An 18,736-nucleotide genomic window follows, 5' to 3' on the forward strand; every position below is an offset into this window, starting at 1 on the left:
CACTCTTGACCTGAGCGATCTTCCCGGCCCCTCCGCCCGCCGTGCCGGGAAGGCCGTCGCGGGCGGGACAATGAAGGCGTGACGCGGGTGATCGCAGGGACGGCGGGGGGACGCAGGCTGGCCGTCCCGCCGGGAAGATCGACCAGGCCGACGAGCGACCGCACCCGGGAGGGCCTGTTCGCCACCGTAGGCTCCGCGCTCGGCCCGCTGGACGGGATCCGGGTCCTCGACCTGTACGCCGGGTCGGGCGCCGTGGGGCTCGAGGCGCTGAGCAGGGGGGCCGCCCACGCGCTGCTGGTCGAGTCGGACGCCAGGGCCGTACGCACGATCAGGGAGAACATCACGTCGCTCGGGCTGCCGGGGGCGTCCCTGCGGGCCGACAAGGTCGAACGGGTGGTGGGCCGGCCGTGCGAGGAGCCGTACGACTTCGTCTTCGCCGATCCGCCCTACGCCGTCTCGGACGAGGCGGTCTCCCGGGTGCTGGAGGCGCTGCGCGACAACGGCTGGCTCGCGGAGGGCGCGCTCGTGGCCGTCGAGCGGGAGTCGAGGGGTAAGGACCTGGTGTGGCCCGCGGGCTTCACGGAAGACAGGGTCCGTCGATACGGCGAAGCGGCCGTTTGGTACGGTCGCGCAGCCGGGAACCCGTGAATCTATGGGGGTGCGCCTTGCGTCGTGTCGTCTGCCCGGGGTCGTTCGATCCCGTGACCAACGGACATCTGGACATCATCGGCCGGACGTCACGGCTATATGACGAGGTCGTCGTGGCCGTGCTCATCAACATCGAGAAGCACAGCCTGTTCACCGTCGACGAGCGCATCGAGATGCTCCAGGCGGTGACGAAGGAGTACGGCAACGTCCGCGTCGAGAAGTTCCACGGCCTACTGGTCGACTTCTGCAGGCAGCAGGGCATCCCGGCCATCGTGAAGGGCCTGCGGGCGGTCAGCGACTTCGACTACGAGTTGCAGATGGCCCAGCTCAACTACCGGATGTCGGGCGTCGAGACGCTGTTCATGTCCACCAACCCGGAGTACTCCTTCCTGTCGTCCAGCAGGCTCAAGGAGATCGCCCGGTACGGCGGGGACGTATCCGGCCTGGTTCCCGACCTCGTTCACCAGCTGCTCGTGGAGCGGCTCAGAGGCTGAACCGGGGCTGGTATTCTTGCCTTTCAGCCTTGCACGACGGCGGTGATTCGCCATGCCTAACGAGAGCAGGATGAGTCTGCACAGCCTCGATCCCCGAGCCCCCTGGGTGATCTCCACCCACGACCTGGGGCGCCGACCGGGATCGATGCGCACGCTCAGCCCGGTCCTCCCGGCACCGGCGGACCTCGCGGTCGGAATGATCGGCGTTCCCAAGGACGCCGACGTCGAGCTGGACATCCGGCTCGAGGCGGTGATGGAGGGCGTGCTCGTCACGGGCACGGCGCAGGCTCCCCTGACGGGGGAGTGCTCGCGCTGCCTGGACCCGTTGACCTCGGAGATCGAGGTCGACTTCCAGGAGCTCTACTTCTACTCGGCGGAGGACGCCGGAGAGGACGATCTGCTCCTCGACGGCGAACTGCTCGATCTCGAGCCGGTATTCCGTGACGCGGTGGTGCTCGCACTGCCGCTGAGCCCGGTCTGCGGTGAGGACTGCCCCGGTCTCTGTGCGGAGTGCGGGATCAGGCTGGCGGAGGCCGGCCCTGACCACCGGCACGAAGCGATCGACGCCCGCTGGGCGGCGCTGCAGGGTTTGGTTGTGGAACAGGAAGACGATCAGGAGGGTTGACGTGGCCGTCCCCAAGCGGAAGATGTCGCGGAGCAACACCCGCGCCCGCAGGTCCCAGTGGAAGGCGGCGGCGGTCGCACTCGTGAGCTGCCCGCAGTGCCGCTCGCCCAAGCGCCCGCACGTTGCGTGCCCGACCTGCGGCACCTACAACCGCCGTCAGGTCGTCGAGCCGTCGGCCTGATCGCGCGGTAAGGGACGTCGGGACGCCGGCCGGATCGTCAAAACGAGCCGGTCGGCGTTACCGTGCTTCACAGGAACGTGCGGTGGCGGTTGGACGGTACGCACCGACATGCACGCCCGCGGCCGTGGTGGACGCCGGGGCCCTCGGCTCCCGGCGGACCGGCGTCCACCACGCCTTCGGGCCTTCGGCCGGTCCACCTGCCTCCCGTGCACGGCCCTGCCTGCACCTAGGAGTTGGGAGGATTTCATGGCCGCGCCGTCAGTAAAGCCCGTGCCCGTCGAGGTCGCCAGAGACGAGCTGTCCCAGATTCTGGATGTCCGGCTCAGCACCGGCATCCTGGAGCGCGCGCTGACGCACCGCTCTTACGCGTACGAGAACGGCGGGCTGCCGACGAACGAGCGCCTGGAGTTCCTGGGCGACTCGGTGCTGGGTCTCGTGGTGACGGACACGCTGTTCCGCAACCACCCGGACCTGCCGGAGGGCCAGCTCGCCAAGCTGCGCGCCGCAGTGGTCAACATGCGGGCGCTCGCGGACGTCGCCAGGACGCTCGACCTCGGCAAATACCTGCGGCTCGGCCGCGGCGAGGAGGGCACGGGCGGCCGGGACAAGTCGTCCATCCTGGCCGACACGCTCGAGGCCCTGATCGGCACCGTGTACGTCGACAAGGGCCTCGACGAGGCGTTCCGCGTCGTCCACCTGCTGTTCGACCCGCTCATCACGCGGTCGGCGTCGCTCGGTGCGGGGCTCGACTGGAAGACGTCCCTGCAGGAGCTCACCGCCGCCGAGATGCTCGGCGTGCCGGAATACCACGTGGACGAGAGCGGGCCCGACCACGCCAAGTCGTTCTCCGCGATCGTGCGTGTGGGCGGCAAGGAGTACGGCAAGGGGTCCGGGCGCAGCAAGAAGGAGGCCGAGCAGCAGGCGGCCGAGGCGGCCTGGACCGCGATCCGCGCGCTGCGCGACGCCCGCGAGGGCGCCGGCCCCGTACGCGCCTGAGCCCGGGAGACGGCGCATGCCCGAACTGCCCGAGGTCGAGGTCGTCCGCAGGGGCCTGGAGAGCTGGGTCGCCGGCCGGACGGTGGCCGCGGCCGAGGTCCTGCACCCCAGGGCGGTCCGCCGCAACGTCGGCGACCTGCCCGCCCAGCTCAAGGGCCGCACGCTGGCGTCGGCCGAGCGGCGCGGCAAATACCTGTGGCTGCCCCTGCGGGACGGCGCCTCCGGCGAGGAGGAGCCCGGTGAGGCGCTGATCGCCCACCTCGGCATGAGCGGCCAGCTTCTCGTCGTGGACCCGTTGTCGCCCATCGAGAAGCACCTGCGCGTGCGCATGGGCTTCACCGACGGCGGCCTGGAGTTACGCTTCGTCGACCAGCGCACCTTCGGGCACCTCCTGGTGGCGCCCATGACCGCAGGGCGGGGGCGGCCGGTGCCCGAGCCGATCGCGCACATCGCCGCCGACCCGCTGGAGGACGCCTTCGATGACGCGGAGTTCGCCGTACGGCTGCGGCTGCGCCGTACGGGGATCAAGCGGGCGCTGCTCGACCAGTCGCTGATCAGTGGGGTCGGCAACATCTACGCGGACGAGGCGTTGTGGCGCGCGCGCCTGCACTGGGCGCGCCCGACGGAGACGCTGACCCGGCCGAAGATCGTCGAACTGCTGGCGGAGGTCCGCGCGGTCATGAGCGAGGCGCTGGGGCAGGGCGGCACCTCCTTCGACAGCCTCTATGTGAACGTGAACGGCGAGAGCGGCTACTTTGACCGCTCGCTCGCCGTCTACGGCAGGCGGGACGAGCCGTGCCGCCGCTGCGGGACGCCTATCCGGCGCGAGGCGTTCATGAACCGGTCCTCCTACAGCTGCCCGAAGTGCCAGCCCCGCCCGAGGAACGCCCGTCCGTAGGTACCCCCGTCTGTCGCGGCTGAAGTCGATCTGGATACTTGTAGGCGTGGTTCGGTTGACGGCATGGGTCCGGGGACGGGTGCAGGGTGTGGGGTTCCGCTGGTGGACCCGTGCCCGCGCACTGGAGCTCGGGCTCGTCGGGTGGGCCTCGAACCTGGCCGACGGGAGGGTCGAGGTCGTCGCCGAAGGCCCGAGGGAGTCGTGCGAGAGGCTCCTGTCGTTGTTACGCACCGGAGACACGCCCGGCCACGTTGAGGGGGTGGTCGAGCGCTGGAGCGATGCGAAGAGAGGTATCGCCGGGTTTGTCGAGAGGTAGGGCTTCCCTCAAACCCCTCAAATCCGGTATATTTATCTAGCGAGAGTGCCCACCGGCACGCCTGTGCGGAGCGTTCAACTTGACCGTCTCCATTGCCGGTGCGACTCTTGAGAGGAACCACGCGCACCCCTCCCGCGGCATGAAGTGCGCGAACCAGTCTGGTCACTCAGCGTGGAGGACCCTTTACTATGGCGAAGGCTCTACTCGGCCACGTCGGCGGTCCTGACCCTCGGATGATCTCGGAAATGCGCCGTCTCCAGCAGCGCATCCGCGACCTCGAGGCAGAACTCACCCGGCTCCAGGCCCAGAACGACGCGCTCGCGGCGCAAACTCGTGACGAGGCCCTGGTCCGGCTGCAGGATCGCGAGCCGGCTCTCACCTGAGGTCCGGCAGGAAACGGGAAAGGATTGTAGGGACGCCCCGCAAAGGCGTCCCTTGCCATTTCCGCCGTCGTTCCCCGGCAATTGATTCGACGGCTAACTGATCATTAATAACGAGCCGTGGGCGGGATGGGTGAACCGCCCGGCTTGTCGTTACCCCGTATTCATTCCCCGAGCGGTGCCGGTGCCTATCCCCGCATACCCGGCCCTCGGAGCTGTAGTCTTTCCCCCCAAACGCCAGGCGGCACCGAGGGGGGGCGGACGTGTACCTGAAGACGCTCACCTTACGCGGCTTCAAGTCCTTCGCCTCGGCCACCACCCTCCGCTTCGAGCCGGGAATCACCGCCGTGGTGGGCCCCAACGGCTCCGGCAAGTCCAACGTCGTGGACGCCCTCGCGTGGGTGATGGGCGAGCACAGCGCCAAGTCGCTGCGCGGCGGCAAGATGGAGGACGTCATCTTCGCGGGCACCTCCAGCCGCCCGCCCCTCGGCCGTGCCGAGGTCACCCTGACGATCGACAACACCGACGGCGCGCTCCCGATCGACTACACCGAGGTGACGATCAGCCGGCTGATGTTCCGGTCCGGCCAGAGCGAGTACGCCATCAACGGCGACACCTGCCGCCTGCTCGACATCCAGGAACTGCTGTCCGACTCCGGCATCGGCCGGGAGATGCACGTCATCGTCGGGCAAGGCCAGCTCGACCAGGTGCTGCACGCGGGGCCCGAGGAGCGCCGGGCGTTCATCGAGGAGGCCGCGGGCGTACTCAAGCACCGCAAGCGCAAGGAGAAGGCGCTCCGCAAGCTCGACGCGATGCAGGCCAACCTGACCCGCGTCCAGGACCTCGTGGCCGAGCTGCGCCGCCAGCTCAAACCATTGGGCCGGCAGGCCGAGATCGCCCGCAAGGCGGCCGTCATCCAGGCCGATCTCCGTGACGCGCGGCTGCGCCTGCTCGCCGACGACGTGATCACCCTCCGCGACACGCTGCAGCGGGAGGAGGCCGACGAGGCGGCCGTACAGGCGCGGCGTGCTCAGGTGGAGGCGGCGCTGGCCGAGGGCCAGCGCCGGGAGGCCGAGCTGGAGGCGGCGGAAAACGAGGCCCAGCCGCGCCTCAAGGCCGCCCAGGAGACCTTCTACCGCCTTTCGGCCCTGCGGGAGCGGCTGCGCGGCGTGGAGAGCCTCGCGGCCGAACGGCGGCGGCACGCCGCGGACGCCGCGTCCATCGAGCGGCGCGGGCGCGACCCGGAGGACCTGGAGCGTGAGGCCGCCGAGGTGCGGGAGCAGGAGCAGGTGCTGGCGGAGGAGCTGGACGAGGCGCGCGAGCGGCTCTCGGCCGCCGTCGAGGTCCGCGCCGAGGCCGAGGAGGCGCTGGCCGCAGAGGAGCGGCGCCTGACCGCCGCCTCCCGCGCCGCGGCCGACCGCCGCGAGGCCCTCGCCCGCCTCCGCGGCCAGGTCGAGTCGGCCAGGAGCCGGGCCAGAGCCGCCGGAGACGAGATCGGCAGGCTCACCAAGGCCGTCGAGGACGCCACCCGGCGCGCGGAGCAGGCCCAGGACGAGCTCGACGTGCAGGCGCTCGACGAGCCGCCGGCCGACCCCGAGCTCGTGGCCGAGCTGGAGGCCGCGCAGGAAGGCGTGGAACTCGCCCGCGCCGCGGTGGAGGAGGCCAGGGCCGTGGCCGAGCAGGCCGAGGCCGTCGTGGAGCGGGCGCGGGCCGACCTGGCCGCGCCCAGGGACGCGCTGTCCTCCGCCAAGGCCGCCGTGAGCACGGCCCGGGCCGCCGACCAGGAGTCACAGCGCGCGGTCGCCGCTCTCCAGGCGCGGTGCGAGGCCCTGGAGATGAGCCTGGCCGGGGGAGCGGACGGCGCCGCCGCGCTGCTCGGCGCCGGGCTGCCCGGCCTGCTCGGCCCGATCGCCACGCTGCTCGCCGTACGTCCGGGGGCGGAGGCGGCCGTCGCGGCCGTGCTGGCCGTGGACGGGGTTGCCGTCGCCTCGCTCACCGCCGCCGTCGCGGCCGTCGAGCACCTGCGCGAGGCCGAGGCCGGTCGCGCCGCTCTCCTGATCGCGGGCGACCGGCAGAGCGGCGGTGGACAGAGTGGCGCTGCGCGGCCGGAGGTGCCCGTCGCGGGCGCGGAATGGGCCGCCGACCTGGTGACCGTGCCGGACGAGCTGCGCCCTGCCGTGGACGCGCTGCTGTCCGACGTGGTCGTGGTGCCCGACCTGCTCACCGCGCGCAAGGTCGTGGACGCCCACCCGGAGCTGCGGGCCGTCACGACGTCCGGCGACCTGCTCGGCGTCCACGCCGCGCACGGCGGCTCGGGCGGCGGCTCCTCGCTGCTGCAGATGCGCACGGCCCTGGACGAGGCCGCCGCCGATCTCGCCACCGCAAGAGCCGGGGCCGAGCGGCACGCGGAGGCGCTGGCCGAGGCCGTGGCCGCCGAGCGGGAGTGCCAGCTCGCGCTGGAGGCGGCGCAGGCGCGGGTCGCGGAGGCGCAGAGCGGCGTGAGCGCCGCCCAGAGCGGTGTCAACGCCGCGCAGAACGGGCTGAACGCGGCGCAGGCCGGGCTCGACCGCCTGCGCGGCAGGCAGCGGGAGGCCGACCAGCGGGCCGCGGCGGCGGCCAAGCAGCTCGCCCGGCTGGAGGCCGCCGTCAAGGCAGCCCAGGACGAGGCGGCCCGGCTGAGCCGGTCCGTCGTGGACGCCCAGGAGGCGCGCGAGCAGGCCCAGGCCGCGGTGGTGGAGCTGGAGGAGCAGCTCGCCGAGGCGGAGTACGCCGCCGAGCTGGAGGCGGAGCCGACCACCGACACCCGCGACGAGCTGGCCGCCGCCTGCGGCGTCACCCGGCAGGCCGAGATGGAGGCCCGGCTGACCGTCCGTACGGCGGAGGAGCGGGTGCGGGGCATCGCGGGACGGGCCGACGCCCTGCTGCGCGCGGCGCAGCGCGAGCGGCAGGACCGCGCCCGGGCCGCGGCCGACCGGGAACGCCGCCGCAGGCAGGCGGAGATCGCGGCGGCGGTGGCCGACGGCGCCCGTGCCGCCCTGAGCACCCTGGAGGGCTCGCTCGCGCGCGCCGCCGAGGAACGCGACGAGGCCGAGCGGGCGCGCGGGCAGATCGACGCCGAGCTCAAGCAGGTGCGCCTGCGCGTACGGGAGCTCAGCTCCGAGCTGGACGCCCTGGTCAACCGGGTCCACGGCAGCGAGATGGCCAGGACCGAGCGGCGGCTGCGCCTGGAGCAGATGGAGCAGCGTGCCCTGGAGGAGTACGGCATCGAGCTCGAACCGCTGATCGCCGAATACGGGCCGAGCGTGCCGGTGCCCGGCGACCCACCGGTGCCGTATGTCCGGGAGGAGCAGGAGAAGCGGGCCAGGACGGCCGAGCGGCAGATGACCCAGCTGGGCAAGGTCAACCCGTTGGCGCTTGAGGAGTTCGCCGCGCTCGAGGAGCGGCACGCCTTCCTCACCTCGCAGCTCGAAGACCTCAAGAAGACCCGGCGCGACCTGCTGCTCGTGGTCAAGGAGGTCGACGACCGAGTCGAGCAGGTCTTCGCGGCGGCGTACGAGGACGTGGCGCGCGAGTTCCAGGGGATCTTCCAGCGGGTCTTCCCCGGCGGGGAGGGCCGCCTGCTGCTGACCGATCCCGAGGACATGCTGACGACCGGTGTCGAGGTCGAGGCCAGGCCGCCCGGCAAGAAGGTCAAGCGCCTGTCGCTGCTGTCCGGCGGCGAGCGGTCGCTGACGGCGGTCGCGTTCCTCATCTCGATCTTCAAGGCGCGCCCGTCGCCGTTCTACGTGATGGACGAGGTCGAGGCGGCACTCGACGACACCAACACCCAGCGGCTGCTCACCCTGTTCGAGGAACTGAGACAGACCTCACAGCTCATCGTGATCACGCACCAGAAGCGCACGATGGAGATCGCCGACGCACTGTACGGCGTGTCGATGCGCGGCGACGGCGTCACCCAGGTCGTCAGCCAGCGCCTCCGCGAGAAGGTCTAGGAAGACCGCGTTTCCCGCTCACCATCGGGGCGCTCACACCCGCCTTGGCCGTGCCGGAGGCGCGCCAGATACATCGCCCTCGTCGCGCTTGGTCGCTGTGCTTGCTTTGCCTCGCTGCGCTCGGCTGCTCGGGGCGCTGTCAGGCCGTGTCTTCCCTCGTCGCGCTTGGTCGCTCCGCTCCCGCGCGCTCCTCAGTCCAGACCACGGCCGCGCCCCTCGCTGCTCCCGCGTGCTCCTCAGTGCCAGACCGGCGGCGCGCCCCTCCGGATCGCTCGCTTGAGCTATGCCCTGGCTGGAGTAATGCGGGCCATCTGGGAAACTGCATGGTGTGGACGGTTACCTCGGCATCATCGTGATCGTGGCCATCGTCGCCATATTGGCGGTGGGTGGCCTGTGGCTGTTGTTCCGGCCGAAGGCGAAGGACCTGCCGCCCGCGCCGCCGGCCCCGCCCGAGCCGAAGGCTCCCGTTGTGGAGGAGCCCGCGAAGACGGGGCTGGGGGAAGAGGACGGCGGCACGACGACCACACTGCCGCCGCCCGCCCCTCCGATCGAAGAGCTGATCAAGGCTCCCGAGATCGAGGTCCCGCCGCCCTCGGCCGGCCGGATGGTGCGGCTGCGCGGCAGGCTCGCCCGTTCGCAGAACGTCCTCGGCCGGGGCCTGCTCGAACTGCTGTCGCGGGACCGGCTCGACGACGAGGTCTGGGACGAGATCGAGGAGACTCTGATCACGGCCGACGTCGGCGTGGCCCCCACCCGTGCGATGGTGGAGGAACTGCGGACGAAGGTGAAGGTGCTCGGCACCCGCACCCCCGAGGAGGTGCGCAAGCTGCTGCGCGAGGAACTGCTCGCGCAGGTCGCGCCGGACCTGGACCGCACCCTGCACACCAAGCCGCACGGGGAGCGGCCGGCCGTCGTCCTCGTCGTCGGTGTCAACGGCACCGGCAAGACCACGACCTCGGGCAAGCTCGCCCGTGTCCTGGTCGGCGACGGCAGGAAGGTCGTGCTCGGCGCCGCCGACACCTTCCGCGCGGCGGCCACCGACCAGCTCCAGACGTGGGGTGACCGCGTCGGCGCGGGCGTGGTGCGCGGCCCGGAGGGCGGCGATCCGGCCTCCGTGGCGTTCGACGCCGTGGCCAAGGGCATCGAGGACAAGGCGGACACCGTCATCATCGACACCGCGGGACGGCTGCACACCAAGACCGGCCTCATGGACGAGCTGGGCAAGGTCAAGCGGGTCATCGAGAAGAAGGCGGCGGTGGATGAGGTGCTCCTCGTCCTCGACGCGACCACCGGGCAGAACGGCATGCGCCAGGCACAGGTCTTCGCCGAGGTGGTCAACGTCACCGGCATCGCGCTGACCAAGCTGGACGGCACGGCCAAGGGCGGCATCGTGATCTCTGTGCAGCGTGAGCTGGGCGTGCCCGTGAAGCTGGTGGGCCTCGGCGAGGGTCCGGACGACCTCGCGCCGTTCGACCCCGACGTCTTCGTCGACGCCCTGCTCGGCGACTGACGGACAGGAGACGGCGGCGGGCCGGGATTCCCCGGCCCGCCGATCGTCAGCTCCGGAGGAAGGCGCGCAGCTCTTCGAGGTGAGGGCCGATGTCGATGCCCTGCTCCGACAGCCAGCGCGGGTCGCCGTAGGTGTCGCGGTAGCGCTCGGCGCCGTCGCAGATCAGCGTGACCACGCTGCCGCGCTCACCCCGCTCCCGCATTTCGCGGATGATCTGGACCGCCGCCGCGATGTTGGTGCCGGTCGAGCCGCCGACCTCCCGGCGGGTGACCTCCCTGACCCAGTGCATGGCCGCGATCGACAGAGCGTCCGGCACCTGGGTCATCCGGTCGATGACCGTCGGCAGGAAGGACGGCTCGACCCGCGGCCGGCCGATGCCCTCGATTCGCGAGCCGGCGCCGCCGTGCTCCTCGCCGGAGATCCAGGACGGATAGAACGCCGAGCCCTCGGGATCGGCGACGCACAGCCGGGTCTGGTGGCGGCGATAGCGGATGTAGCGGCCGATCGTGGCCGAGGTGCCGCCGGTGCCCGCGCCGACGACGATCCAGGCGGGCTCCGGGTGCCGTTCGAGGGCCATCTGCTGGAAGATGCTCTCGGCGATGTTGTTGTTGCCCCGCCAGTCCGTCGCCCGCTCGGCGTAGGTGAACTGGTCCATGTAGTGCCCGCCGGTCTCGGCGGCGAGCCGGTGCGACTCGTCGTAGATCGCTCTCGGGTCGTCCACCAGGTGGCACTTCCCGCCGTAGAACTCGATGATCTCCCGCTTCTCCGGCGAGGTGCTCGCCGGGATCACCGCGATGAACGGCAGGCCGAGCAGCCGGGCGAAGTACGCCTCGCTCACGGCGGTGGAACCGCTGGACGCCTCGATGATCGTGGTGGTGGGCCCGATCCAGCCGTTGGCCAGGCCGTACAGGAAGAGGGACCGGGCGAGCCGATGCTTGAGTGAACCGGTCGGGTGCACCGACTCGTCTTTCAGATAGAGGTCGACACCCCAGTGCGAGGGGAGCGGGAACACATGCAGGTGAGTGTCACAGCTTCGGTTGGCGTCGGCCTCGACGGCCTGGATGGCGTCGGCCACCCATGCCCTCGTGACCGGATCGTGCCGATCCAGGTGGTTCATGGCGCCACTCTGGCACGCTCCTCGGCATGAACACCAAAGAGCGGCTCACCGCTTCGACGGCCTGCGCTTGCCGGCGCTCAGTGAAATCTGCCACATTTTACTCCGGATTGAGGCTCCAGTGTTACGCTAATGAGACTTGTTCGGCTTGCGCGTGACCTGGCCGCGCGGGCCTGGTCTCTGCGGCGATGGCGCTGACCAGGCCGGACGACATTAACACCGTGCTTAGGCCCCAATCGGCACGATGTCCTTGGCACAACGATGAACGAGTGACCTCGCATGTGTTCCGGCCGGACGGGTAACGGGGGAGAAGTTCCGTAGGGGGAAGAGATGATCTCGACCGACGAGCAGCGGCAGGCATGGTTCGAGCGTGAGGTCGTGCCGGTGACGAGCCAGCTCTACGCGTCCGCCATGCGTCTGACGCGCAACCCCGCCGACGCCGAGGACCTGGTCCAGGAGACCGTCGCGAAGGCGTTCACGTCGTACCACCAGTTCCGCGAGGGCACGAACCTCAAGGCGTGGCTGCACCGCATTCTCACCAACAACTTCATCAACGACTACCGGAAGAAGCAGCGCTCGCCCAAGCTGTCGGCCGCCGAGGAGATCGAGGACTGGCAGCTGGCCGCGGCCGAGTCGCACATGTCGACCGGGCTGCGCTCGGCCGAGACCGAGGCGCTCGACCAGATCCCGGACAGTGTTGTGATGAACGCGCTGCGGGCCCTGCCGGAGGACTTCCGGGTGGCCGTCTACCTGGCCGACGTCGAGGGCTTCGCGTACAAGGAGATCGCCGACCGGATGGGCACCCCGATCGGCACCGTCATGTCCAGGCTCCACCGGGGCCGCCGCCAGCTCCGGGGGATGCTGGAGGACTACGCCCGCGAGGAGGGCGTCGTACGCGTCCCCGAGCAGGTGTGCGCCGCCTGACCCGTGCCTGACGGGCCCGTGAGGAGCGCCGGGACGTGGTCCCGCGCCCCCGGGCCCCTGGTCGGGATGCGCTTGGGGACGCGGTTCAGGCGGCGGCGATGAGGGCGATCGCGCCGAGCGCGAACCCGACGCCGGTGATCTGCACCGGGCTCAGCCGCTCGCCCAGGACGTAACGCGCGAGCAGCAGCGTGCTCGCCGGATAGAGCGACACCAGGACGGCCACCAAGGTGAGCATCCCCCGCTGCGCGGCGAAGAGATAGAGCACGTTGGCGGCCATGTCGAGCACCCCGGCCGCGATCGTCACCGTGAGGCTGCCGGGCACCGGGCGCAGGCTCCTGCGCGTCGCGAGGGCCAGCAGCGCGACCAGCGTGATCGACGCGATCCTCGCCCCCAGCAGTGGCCACGTGCCCGAGTCGGCCGGGGCCAGCTTGAGCAGCACGAAGAACCCGCCGAAACCCGCTCCCGACACCAGGGCGGCGAGGATCGGCCCCGCCTTCGGGCCGCTCGCCCCGCCGTTCGGCTCGCGGCTGACCAGCAGGACTGCGAACAGGCCGAGCACGACGCCCACGAGAGCCAGGGCGGACGGCCGGTCGCCGGTGAGGAGGCCGAACACCACGGGGACGGCCATCGCGGTCGTCGCCGTGGTCGGGGCGATCACGGACATCATCCCAGTGGCCAGGCCGCGGTAGAACAGCACGATGCCGAAGGCGCCGGCGACCCCGGAGGCCATCCCCCAGGCCAGCGCGGCCGTGCTCACGTGACCCGGCAGCACCGGGAGCAGGGCGGCGACCAGCAGCAGGCCGCCGAGCTGGGAGAGCACGACGACGGCCAGCACCTTCGACCGCCTGGTGGCGAGCCCCCCGAAGAAGTCGGCCGTGCCGAAGATCACCGCGCATGCCGTAGCGAGGGCCACCGCCGTCACAGATCCCCCAAGAGATTGCATCGAGAGTGCAATGGATTGTAGTAGGAGATCACTAGGCTGTACTCGTGGCTGATCCTGCGACGATCACCGCGGCCATCGCCGCGAACGTACGGGGCCAGCGAGCCCACCGGGGGATGACTCTCGACGAACTCGCGGCCAGGTCGAACGTGAGCCGCGGCATGCTCATCCAGATCGAGCAGGGCCGCACCAACCCGAGCGTCAACACGCTCACCCGGATCGCCGACGCACTGGGCGTGACCCTCGCGCGGCTGGTGGAGGTCGCCGACACCCCGGTCGTACGGGTCGTGCACGCGTCCGAGGTGGTGACGTTCCGGCATGCGGGGGGAGGGTCGGCCCGCCTGCTCGTGGGGACGGACGCGCCCGCGATCCTGGAGTTGTGGGACTGGCGGCTCGGGCCGGGAGAGCACCACGACGGCGACGCGCACCCCGCCGGCACCCGCGAGATGCTCACCGTCCTGGAAGGACGGCTCACGCTGACCGTGTACGGCAGGAGCCACGTCGTGGGGCCCGGTGACGCCGTCGTGTTCAGCGCCGACCGGTCGCACCGGTACGCCAACGAGCACGACGAACCGCTGCGGTTCGTGATGGTGGTCACCGAGCCCCCCGCGCCACCGGATGCGAGGGTGCCGCCCGATATGACAGTGCCGCCCGATATGACAGTGACGCCCGATCTCCTTGAGCCTCCTGGTGTCGGAGAACCCGCACATGACTGACCAGTAAGGGCTGCGTCGTTACTCTTAGTAGCCGATGATTACAGAATGATTCCGCAAGCGCCGCTCCAAGGTTGGGTACATCCCTTTTTGTGCGTGTCTGCTGTGCAGGGGGCGGTGGCCGGTGAGTGAGTCGCGAGTCGCGGTGGAAAAACTTCGCGCGGAACTCGCCGCGCTCGGGGTGGCCGACGCCTACGAGATCGGCGACGAGGCTACTCTCTCCGTCTGGATAGGCCTGGTCGTGACCTTCCGTGAGGGCTTTTACCGTTGGCGCGAGGGTGCCGTGAAGTGCCGGCACCTGGGTACGGACCCCGCAGGGTGCGCCATCCGGGTGGCGCGCAGGTACGCCGAACTCAAGGCGGACGTGCCGCCCTGGTGGGAGGAGCTGGAAAAGGTTCTGCGGGGGGGAGCGGCCGGAGGCTATCCGTAGCGTTCGTGGCCCCCCGCCTGCTCCGGGGGGTCGTATGCGGATCGGATCCGTTCTGCTGTCGTTGCTGCTGCTCGGCGGATGTGCCCAGGCCAGGACAACCGCACCGGCCGCGGGGGAACGTCCCGTGGCACCGCATCCGCGCTTCGGCACGCCCCGGCATTTCGACGCCGACCTGCTGCGCTTCCGGCTCGCGGGGGCGCAACGGGGAGCGCCGGGGCCGCGCCTGCCCGCGGTCCCGCCGCCGCGGCACGTCGACTGCAGACAGCACAAATGCGTGGCGCTGACGTTCGACGACGGGCCGGCCGAATACACCGGGCACGTCCTCGACCTCCTCGCGGCCCACCACGCCCGGGCCACGTTCTTCATCCTCGGGCAGATGATCACGGGCGAGACGCGGGACTTCGTGCGGCGGATGGCCGCGGAGGGCCACGAGATCGGCAACCACTCCTGGGACCACGCCTCGCTGCCGGGGCTGTCGTCCGACGCCCTGCGCCGCGAGCTGGACCGGACGCAGGAGGCCGTGCGGAAGGCGACCGGCGTGACGATGCGGCTGATGCGCCCGCCGTACGGCGCGACGAACCAGGCGGTGGACAACGAGACGAAGCAGACCGGGCTCGCGCAGATCCTGTGGGCCGTCGACACCCTCGACTGGCTCAACCGCAACCCCACGACGATCGCCCAGCGCAGCGCCGCGGCCAAACCGGGCGACATCGTGCTCATGCACGACATCCATCCCACCACCGTGCAGGCGCTGCCCCATCTGCTCGACGAGCTCGACCACAAGGGTTTCACGTACGTGACCGTCTCGGAGATGCTCGGCAGCACCACGCCCGGGAAGAAGTACACGAACCGGTGAAGGGCTACGACTTCGAGGGGCCGGCGCTGGAGCTGGGCGCGCTCGTACGCGAGGACGGCGCGGCCGATCCCGCCGAGCGCGTCCGCATCCCGGTGCGCATGATGAACCGGCATGGGCTGGTGGCCGGGGCGACCGGCACGGGGAAGACCAAGACGCTGCAGCTCATGGCCGAGCAGCTCGCCGCTCAGGGCGTGCCGGTGTTCCTCGCGGACGTCAAGGGCGACCTGTCCGGCCTGGCCTCGCCGGGGACGCCGGGCGACCGGATCGCCCGCAGGGCCGCCGACGTGGGCCAGGACTGGGCGCCCGAGGGCTGCGTGACCGAGTTCTTCTCCCTCGGCGGCGTGGGGGAGGGCATCCCGCTGCGTGCCACCATGAGCGCGTTCGGGCCGACGTTGCTGTCGCGGGTGCTCGAACTCAACGAGACCCAGGAGTCGTCGCTCGGGCTGATCTTCTACTTCGCCGACACGCACGGGCTGCCGTTGCTGGACCTCAAGGACCTGATCGCGGTCATCCGCTATCTGACCGAGACGCCGGACGCGCTGAGCGGCATCGGCGGGCTGTCGGCGTCCACCGCCGGGGTCATCCTGCGCGCCCTGGTGAACTTCCAGGCCCAGGGGGCGGAGGCGTTCTTCGGCGAGCCCGAGTTCGACGTGCACGACCTGCTGCGGACCACGCCGGACGGGCGCGGCGTGATCTCCATCCTGGAGCTGCCCGCCGTTCAGGACCGGCCGCAGCTGTTCTCCACGTTCCTGATGTGGCTGCTCGCGGACCTGTTCGAGACGCTGCCCGAGGTGGGCGATCCCGACAAGCCGTCGCTGGTGTTCTTCTTCGACGAGGCGCACCTGCTGTTCGAGGACGCGTCCAAGGCGTTCCTCAGGTCGATCACCCAGACCGTGCGGCTGATCCGGTCGAAGGGGGTCGGGGTGTTCTTCGTCACCCAGACGCCCAAGGACGTGCCGGCCGACGTCCTCGCCCAGCTCGGCGCGCGCGTTCAGCACGCCCTGCGCGCCTTCACCCCGCAGGACGCCAAGGCCCTGAAGGCGACCGTCTCGACGTTCCCCACCTCCTCCTACGACCTCGAACGGCTGCTCACCGAGCTCGGCATCGGAGAGGCGGTCGTCACGGTCCTGTCCGAGACCGGAGCCCCGACGCCGGTCGCCTGGACGCGGCTGCGCGCGCCGCGGTCGCTCATGGCGCCGTCCGCCCCGGCGGTCGTCCAGGGGATCATCGCCGCGTCCCCGCTCCTGCCGAAGTACGGCACGGCCGTGGACCGGCAGTCGGCGTACGAGATCCTCGCCGCGCGTCTGGCCCGGCAGCAGCAGCCCGAGCCGGAAGCCCCGGCCGGGAGACCGGAGGAGAGGCCGGAGAAGGTCCCCAGGCAGTCGGCGCTCGAAGAGATGCTCGCCTCGAAGGAGTTCAGGTCCCTTGCTCGCACCGCCGCGACCGCGCTCGGCCGGGAGATCACCAGGTCGATCTTCGGCACGGCGAGACGGCGGCGCTGAGCGCGTCCGCGCGGTCCCGGTCCCGGGACTGTCGGTGGGGCGTGCGAAGGTGGGTGGCATGGGTTTCAGCGGGTTCCCTGACGAGGCGCTCATCTTCTACGAGGGCCTGGTCGCCGACAATTCGAAGGCGTACTGGTCGGCCCACAAGGAGTTGTACGAGACCGGGGTCCGGGCGCCGATGCTCGCGCTCATGGACGAGCTGGAGCCGGAGTTCGGACCGGCCCATCTGTTCCGGCCGCACCGCGACGTCCGGTTCTCCAAGGACAAGTCGCCGTACAAGACGCATCAGGGGGCCTACTGCGGAGTGGGCGTGGAGGGCGTCGGCTACTACGTGCAGGTGGACGCCGACGGCCTGTACGTGGCGGCGGGCTGGTGGATGCCGGGCGACCAGGTGCTCCGCTACCGCGAGGCGCTGGACGACGACACCGCCGGGACCCTGCTGGAGGAGACCCTCGCGGCCCTGCCCGGTGACCTGGCGGTCGGCGGCGACCGGCTCAAGACCCGGCCCCGCGGGACGCCTGAGGACCACCCCCGGCTCGAACTCCTCCGGCACAAGACGCTGCACGCCGGGCGGCGGTTCGAGCCGGAGCCGTGGCTGCACACCCCCGAGACCCTCGACCGGGTCCGCTCGACCTGGCGGGCGCTGGTCCCGCTGGTCGACTGGCTGCGCCGCCACATCTCCTGACGCCGCCGCGAAGCGACGGATCCGGATCAGGCGTGGACCTTGACGACCCCGCAGCCGATCCGGGCACCGGCGTCGCCGGTCTTGCGCGTGGTCGCGTCCGGGCCCGTGGCACCGGTGGCGTCGGGGCGGTGGAAGTACCTGTCCGGGATGTGCGCGAAGTTGTCCGGGCCGGCGTGCACCACGAACGCACTGCCGTTGGCGTCGCCCAGCTGTTCCAGGGTGAACCTGTCGGTCACGAACGACGCGGAGGCGGTGCCGTCGGCGGCCACCAGCAGCGGCGGCATGTCCCCGGCTCCGTCGCCGTGCTCGCCGGGGCCGAGGTGGCTTCCGGCGCTGGAGAACGCGCTGCCCGTCGCCCGGTCGACGGAGCGCGCGTCGCACACGCCGGCGGCGTGGACATGGAAGCCGTGGAACCCGGGAGTGAGCCCCCGCACGCTGACGCTGACCCGCGACTTCTTCGCGTCGTACCGCTCGACCCTCACTGTGCCGAGGACACGCCCGGCGGTGTTCTTGATGACGGCGGTCGCCGACCCACCCGTCGACTCCCGGGGACGGGCCTGCGCGGGCGAGGCCGCCGCCATCCCGGCGGACAGCACCGGCACGGCCGGGGCGGCCGCGGCGGCGAGTCCCAGGGCGAGCCCGGCGGCCAGGGCGAAACGGGTTGTGCGGGGCATGGTCGCTCCTCCTCAGACACACGATGCCTGCGACAGCAGAGCACGCCCGGGTGTGGCCGGGAGTGGCACACGACGCCATCTGTGCCGGCCGTTTACCTGCTCTTGCCGTCAGAGCCCTGCGCCCTGCCGCCCGCCCCGAGGGCACGCCGTCGCCGAAAGGCCGACCGGCGTCTGACCCGTGCGGGCGCAAGCGCTGCGGCATGTCCGGAATAGGCAAGCGACGATGTCCGAGAGAGGAAAGACGGCCGGCGCCACGAGGGGGTTCACTCTCCAACAACACACGTAAGGAGAGGGAAACATGCCCGAAATCCCCACGTCGGAGTTCTGGAAGAACCTCAAGCCGATCGAGAACTCACAGAAGCCGGACGCGCTGCCGGAAGTCTACCTTTCCAAGGTCGCCACCGATGACGACCGTTACTACGTGCCGTTCAGCGAGACCGTCGGGTCGCGCCCCCTGTGGATCAACGTCAAGGACAACAGCTGGGCCGACATCCTCCGGGCGAAGGAGGCGGGACTGGTCAACCGGCACTACCACCCGCACGAGGTGTTCGCCTACACCATCTCCGGGAAGTGGGGCTACCTGGAGCGCCCCTGGACCGCCACGGCGGGGGACTTCGTCTACGAGGCTCCGGGCGAGGGCCACACGCTGGTGGCCTACGACAGCGGCGAGCCGATGAAGACGTTCTTCATCGTCAAGGGGCCCCTCGTGTGGCTCGACGAGAACGGCGAAGCCCAGGGCATCTTCGACGTCCACGACTACATCGCGATGTGCCGTGAGCATTACGAGAAGGTGGGCATCGGCGCCGACTACGTCAACTCGCTGTTCCGCTGACCGCCGGCCGCCCCCCAACGAGGAAC

General features: G+C 70.9%; 20 protein-coding genes. 17 read left to right on the top strand and 3 right to left on the bottom strand.

Annotated elements, in window-relative coordinates; genetic code table 11:
* Nucleotides 1–78 precede the first annotated feature (78 nt).
* The 10 genes from rsmD (at nt 79) to ftsY (ending at nt 10,040) form a co-directional block, all read left to right on the top strand.
* Entirely contained in the window at nt 79–648 is a 570-nt protein-coding gene (rsmD, locus tag IL992_RS00895) for a 16S rRNA (guanine(966)-N(2))-methyltransferase RsmD (RefSeq protein ID WP_193201382.1), read from the top strand.
* Nucleotides 649–665: 17 nt separating this feature from the next.
* A complete protein-coding gene (gene coaD / locus IL992_RS00900) occupies nt 666–1,142 on the top strand; it encodes a pantetheine-phosphate adenylyltransferase (protein ID WP_142562236.1) in 477 nt (158 codons plus the stop codon).
* Between the two features lie 70 nt (nt 1,143–1,212).
* Nucleotides 1,213–1,767 (top strand): YceD family protein, encoded by a 555-nt coding sequence (locus IL992_RS00905; protein WP_193201383.1) that lies wholly within the window; start codon nt 1,213–1,215, stop codon nt 1,765–1,767.
* 1 nt (nt 1,768) lies between these two features.
* Nucleotides 1,769–1,948 carry a 50S ribosomal protein L32 gene (gene rpmF / locus IL992_RS00910; protein ID WP_030506036.1) on the top strand — a complete coding sequence of 60 codons (180 nt, stop codon included), beginning with the start codon at nt 1,769–1,771 and terminating at the stop codon, nt 1,946–1,948.
* 246 nt (nt 1,949–2,194) lie between these two features.
* Complete coding sequence (gene rnc, locus IL992_RS00915) at nt 2,195–2,944, top strand: ribonuclease III (protein WP_193201384.1); 750 nt, start codon at nt 2,195–2,197, stop codon at nt 2,942–2,944.
* A 16-nt stretch (nt 2,945–2,960) separates the two neighbouring features.
* Complete coding sequence (gene mutM / locus IL992_RS00920; RefSeq protein WP_193201385.1) at nt 2,961–3,842, top strand: bifunctional DNA-formamidopyrimidine glycosylase/DNA-(apurinic or apyrimidinic site) lyase; 882 nt, start codon at nt 2,961–2,963, stop codon at nt 3,840–3,842.
* A 46-nt stretch (nt 3,843–3,888) separates the two neighbouring features.
* Entirely contained in the window at nt 3,889–4,158 is a 270-nt protein-coding gene (locus IL992_RS00925; RefSeq protein WP_179154936.1) for an acylphosphatase, read from the top strand.
* A gap of 188 nt (nt 4,159–4,346) precedes the next feature.
* Nucleotides 4,347–4,541 (top strand): hypothetical protein, encoded by a 195-nt coding sequence (locus tag IL992_RS00930; RefSeq protein ID WP_036331364.1) that lies wholly within the window; start codon nt 4,347–4,349, stop codon nt 4,539–4,541.
* A gap of 260 nt (nt 4,542–4,801) precedes the next feature.
* Nucleotides 4,802–8,530, top strand: a complete 3,729-nt coding sequence (locus tag IL992_RS00935) for a chromosome segregation SMC family protein (protein WP_193201386.1) — start codon at nt 4,802–4,804, stop codon at nt 8,528–8,530.
* A 328-nt stretch (nt 8,531–8,858) separates the two neighbouring features.
* Nucleotides 8,859–10,040: a signal recognition particle-docking protein FtsY gene (gene ftsY, locus IL992_RS00940; RefSeq protein ID WP_193201387.1), complete on the top strand. Its 1,182-nt coding sequence runs from the start codon at nt 8,859–8,861 to the stop codon at nt 10,038–10,040.
* A gap of 46 nt (nt 10,041–10,086) precedes the next feature.
* Here ftsY and IL992_RS00945 read toward each other — a convergent pair whose 3' ends face one another.
* Nucleotides 10,087–11,157 carry a PLP-dependent cysteine synthase family protein gene (locus IL992_RS00945; protein WP_193201388.1) on the bottom strand — a complete coding sequence of 357 codons (1,071 nt, stop codon included), beginning with the start codon at nt 11,155–11,157 and terminating at the stop codon, nt 10,087–10,089.
* Between the two features lie 327 nt (nt 11,158–11,484).
* Between IL992_RS00945 and IL992_RS00950 the strand changes: the two genes are divergently transcribed.
* Nucleotides 11,485–12,078, top strand: a complete 594-nt coding sequence (locus tag IL992_RS00950) for a sigma-70 family RNA polymerase sigma factor (protein ID WP_079312684.1) — start codon at nt 11,485–11,487, stop codon at nt 12,076–12,078.
* 85 nt (nt 12,079–12,163) lie between these two features.
* On the opposite strand, the gene IL992_RS00955 is transcribed toward IL992_RS00950, so the two are convergent.
* Entirely contained in the window at nt 12,164–12,967 is an 804-nt protein-coding gene (locus tag IL992_RS00955) for a DMT family transporter (RefSeq protein WP_319018243.1), read from the bottom strand.
* A gap of 98 nt (nt 12,968–13,065) precedes the next feature.
* On the opposite strand from IL992_RS00955, the gene IL992_RS48150 reads away from it, so the two are divergent.
* From IL992_RS48150 to IL992_RS00975, 5 genes are all read left to right on the top strand, one after another.
* Nucleotides 13,066–13,734, top strand: a complete 669-nt coding sequence (locus tag IL992_RS48150; RefSeq protein ID WP_193201390.1) for a helix-turn-helix domain-containing protein — start codon at nt 13,066–13,068, stop codon at nt 13,732–13,734.
* A 142-nt stretch (nt 13,735–13,876) separates the two neighbouring features.
* On the top strand, nt 13,877–14,161 hold the full coding sequence (locus IL992_RS00965; RefSeq protein ID WP_319018244.1) for a hypothetical protein: 285 nt from the start codon (nt 13,877–13,879) through the stop codon (nt 14,159–14,161).
* A 34-nt stretch (nt 14,162–14,195) separates the two neighbouring features.
* Entirely contained in the window at nt 14,196–15,017 is an 822-nt protein-coding gene (locus IL992_RS45645) for a polysaccharide deacetylase family protein (RefSeq protein ID WP_226872046.1), read from the top strand.
* Nucleotides 15,014–16,519: a helicase HerA-like domain-containing protein gene (locus tag IL992_RS00970; protein ID WP_319018245.1), complete on the top strand. Its 1,506-nt coding sequence runs from the start codon at nt 15,014–15,016 to the stop codon at nt 16,517–16,519. Before IL992_RS45645 ends, IL992_RS00970 begins: the two co-directional genes overlap by 4 nt.
* 58 nt (nt 16,520–16,577) lie before the next feature.
* Nucleotides 16,578–17,204, top strand: coding sequence for a DUF2461 domain-containing protein (locus IL992_RS00975; protein WP_193201392.1), 627 nt, complete (start codon nt 16,578–16,580; stop codon nt 17,202–17,204).
* 26 nt (nt 17,205–17,230) lie between these two features.
* On the opposite strand, the gene IL992_RS00980 is transcribed toward IL992_RS00975, so the two are convergent.
* On the bottom strand, nt 17,231–17,878 hold the full coding sequence (locus IL992_RS00980) for a superoxide dismutase family protein (protein ID WP_193201393.1): 648 nt from the start codon (nt 17,876–17,878) through the stop codon (nt 17,231–17,233).
* 298 nt (nt 17,879–18,176) lie between these two features.
* Between IL992_RS00980 and IL992_RS00985 the strand changes: the two genes are divergently transcribed.
* Entirely contained in the window at nt 18,177–18,710 is a 534-nt protein-coding gene (locus IL992_RS00985; RefSeq protein WP_193201394.1) for a 2,4'-dihydroxyacetophenone dioxygenase family protein, read from the top strand.
* Nucleotides 18,711–18,736 lie beyond the last annotated feature (26 nt).

The sequence above is a fragment of the Microbispora sitophila genome (genome assembly GCF_014892245.1).
Classification (GTDB): domain Bacteria; phylum Actinomycetota; class Actinomycetes; order Streptosporangiales; family Streptosporangiaceae; genus Microbispora; species Microbispora siamensis.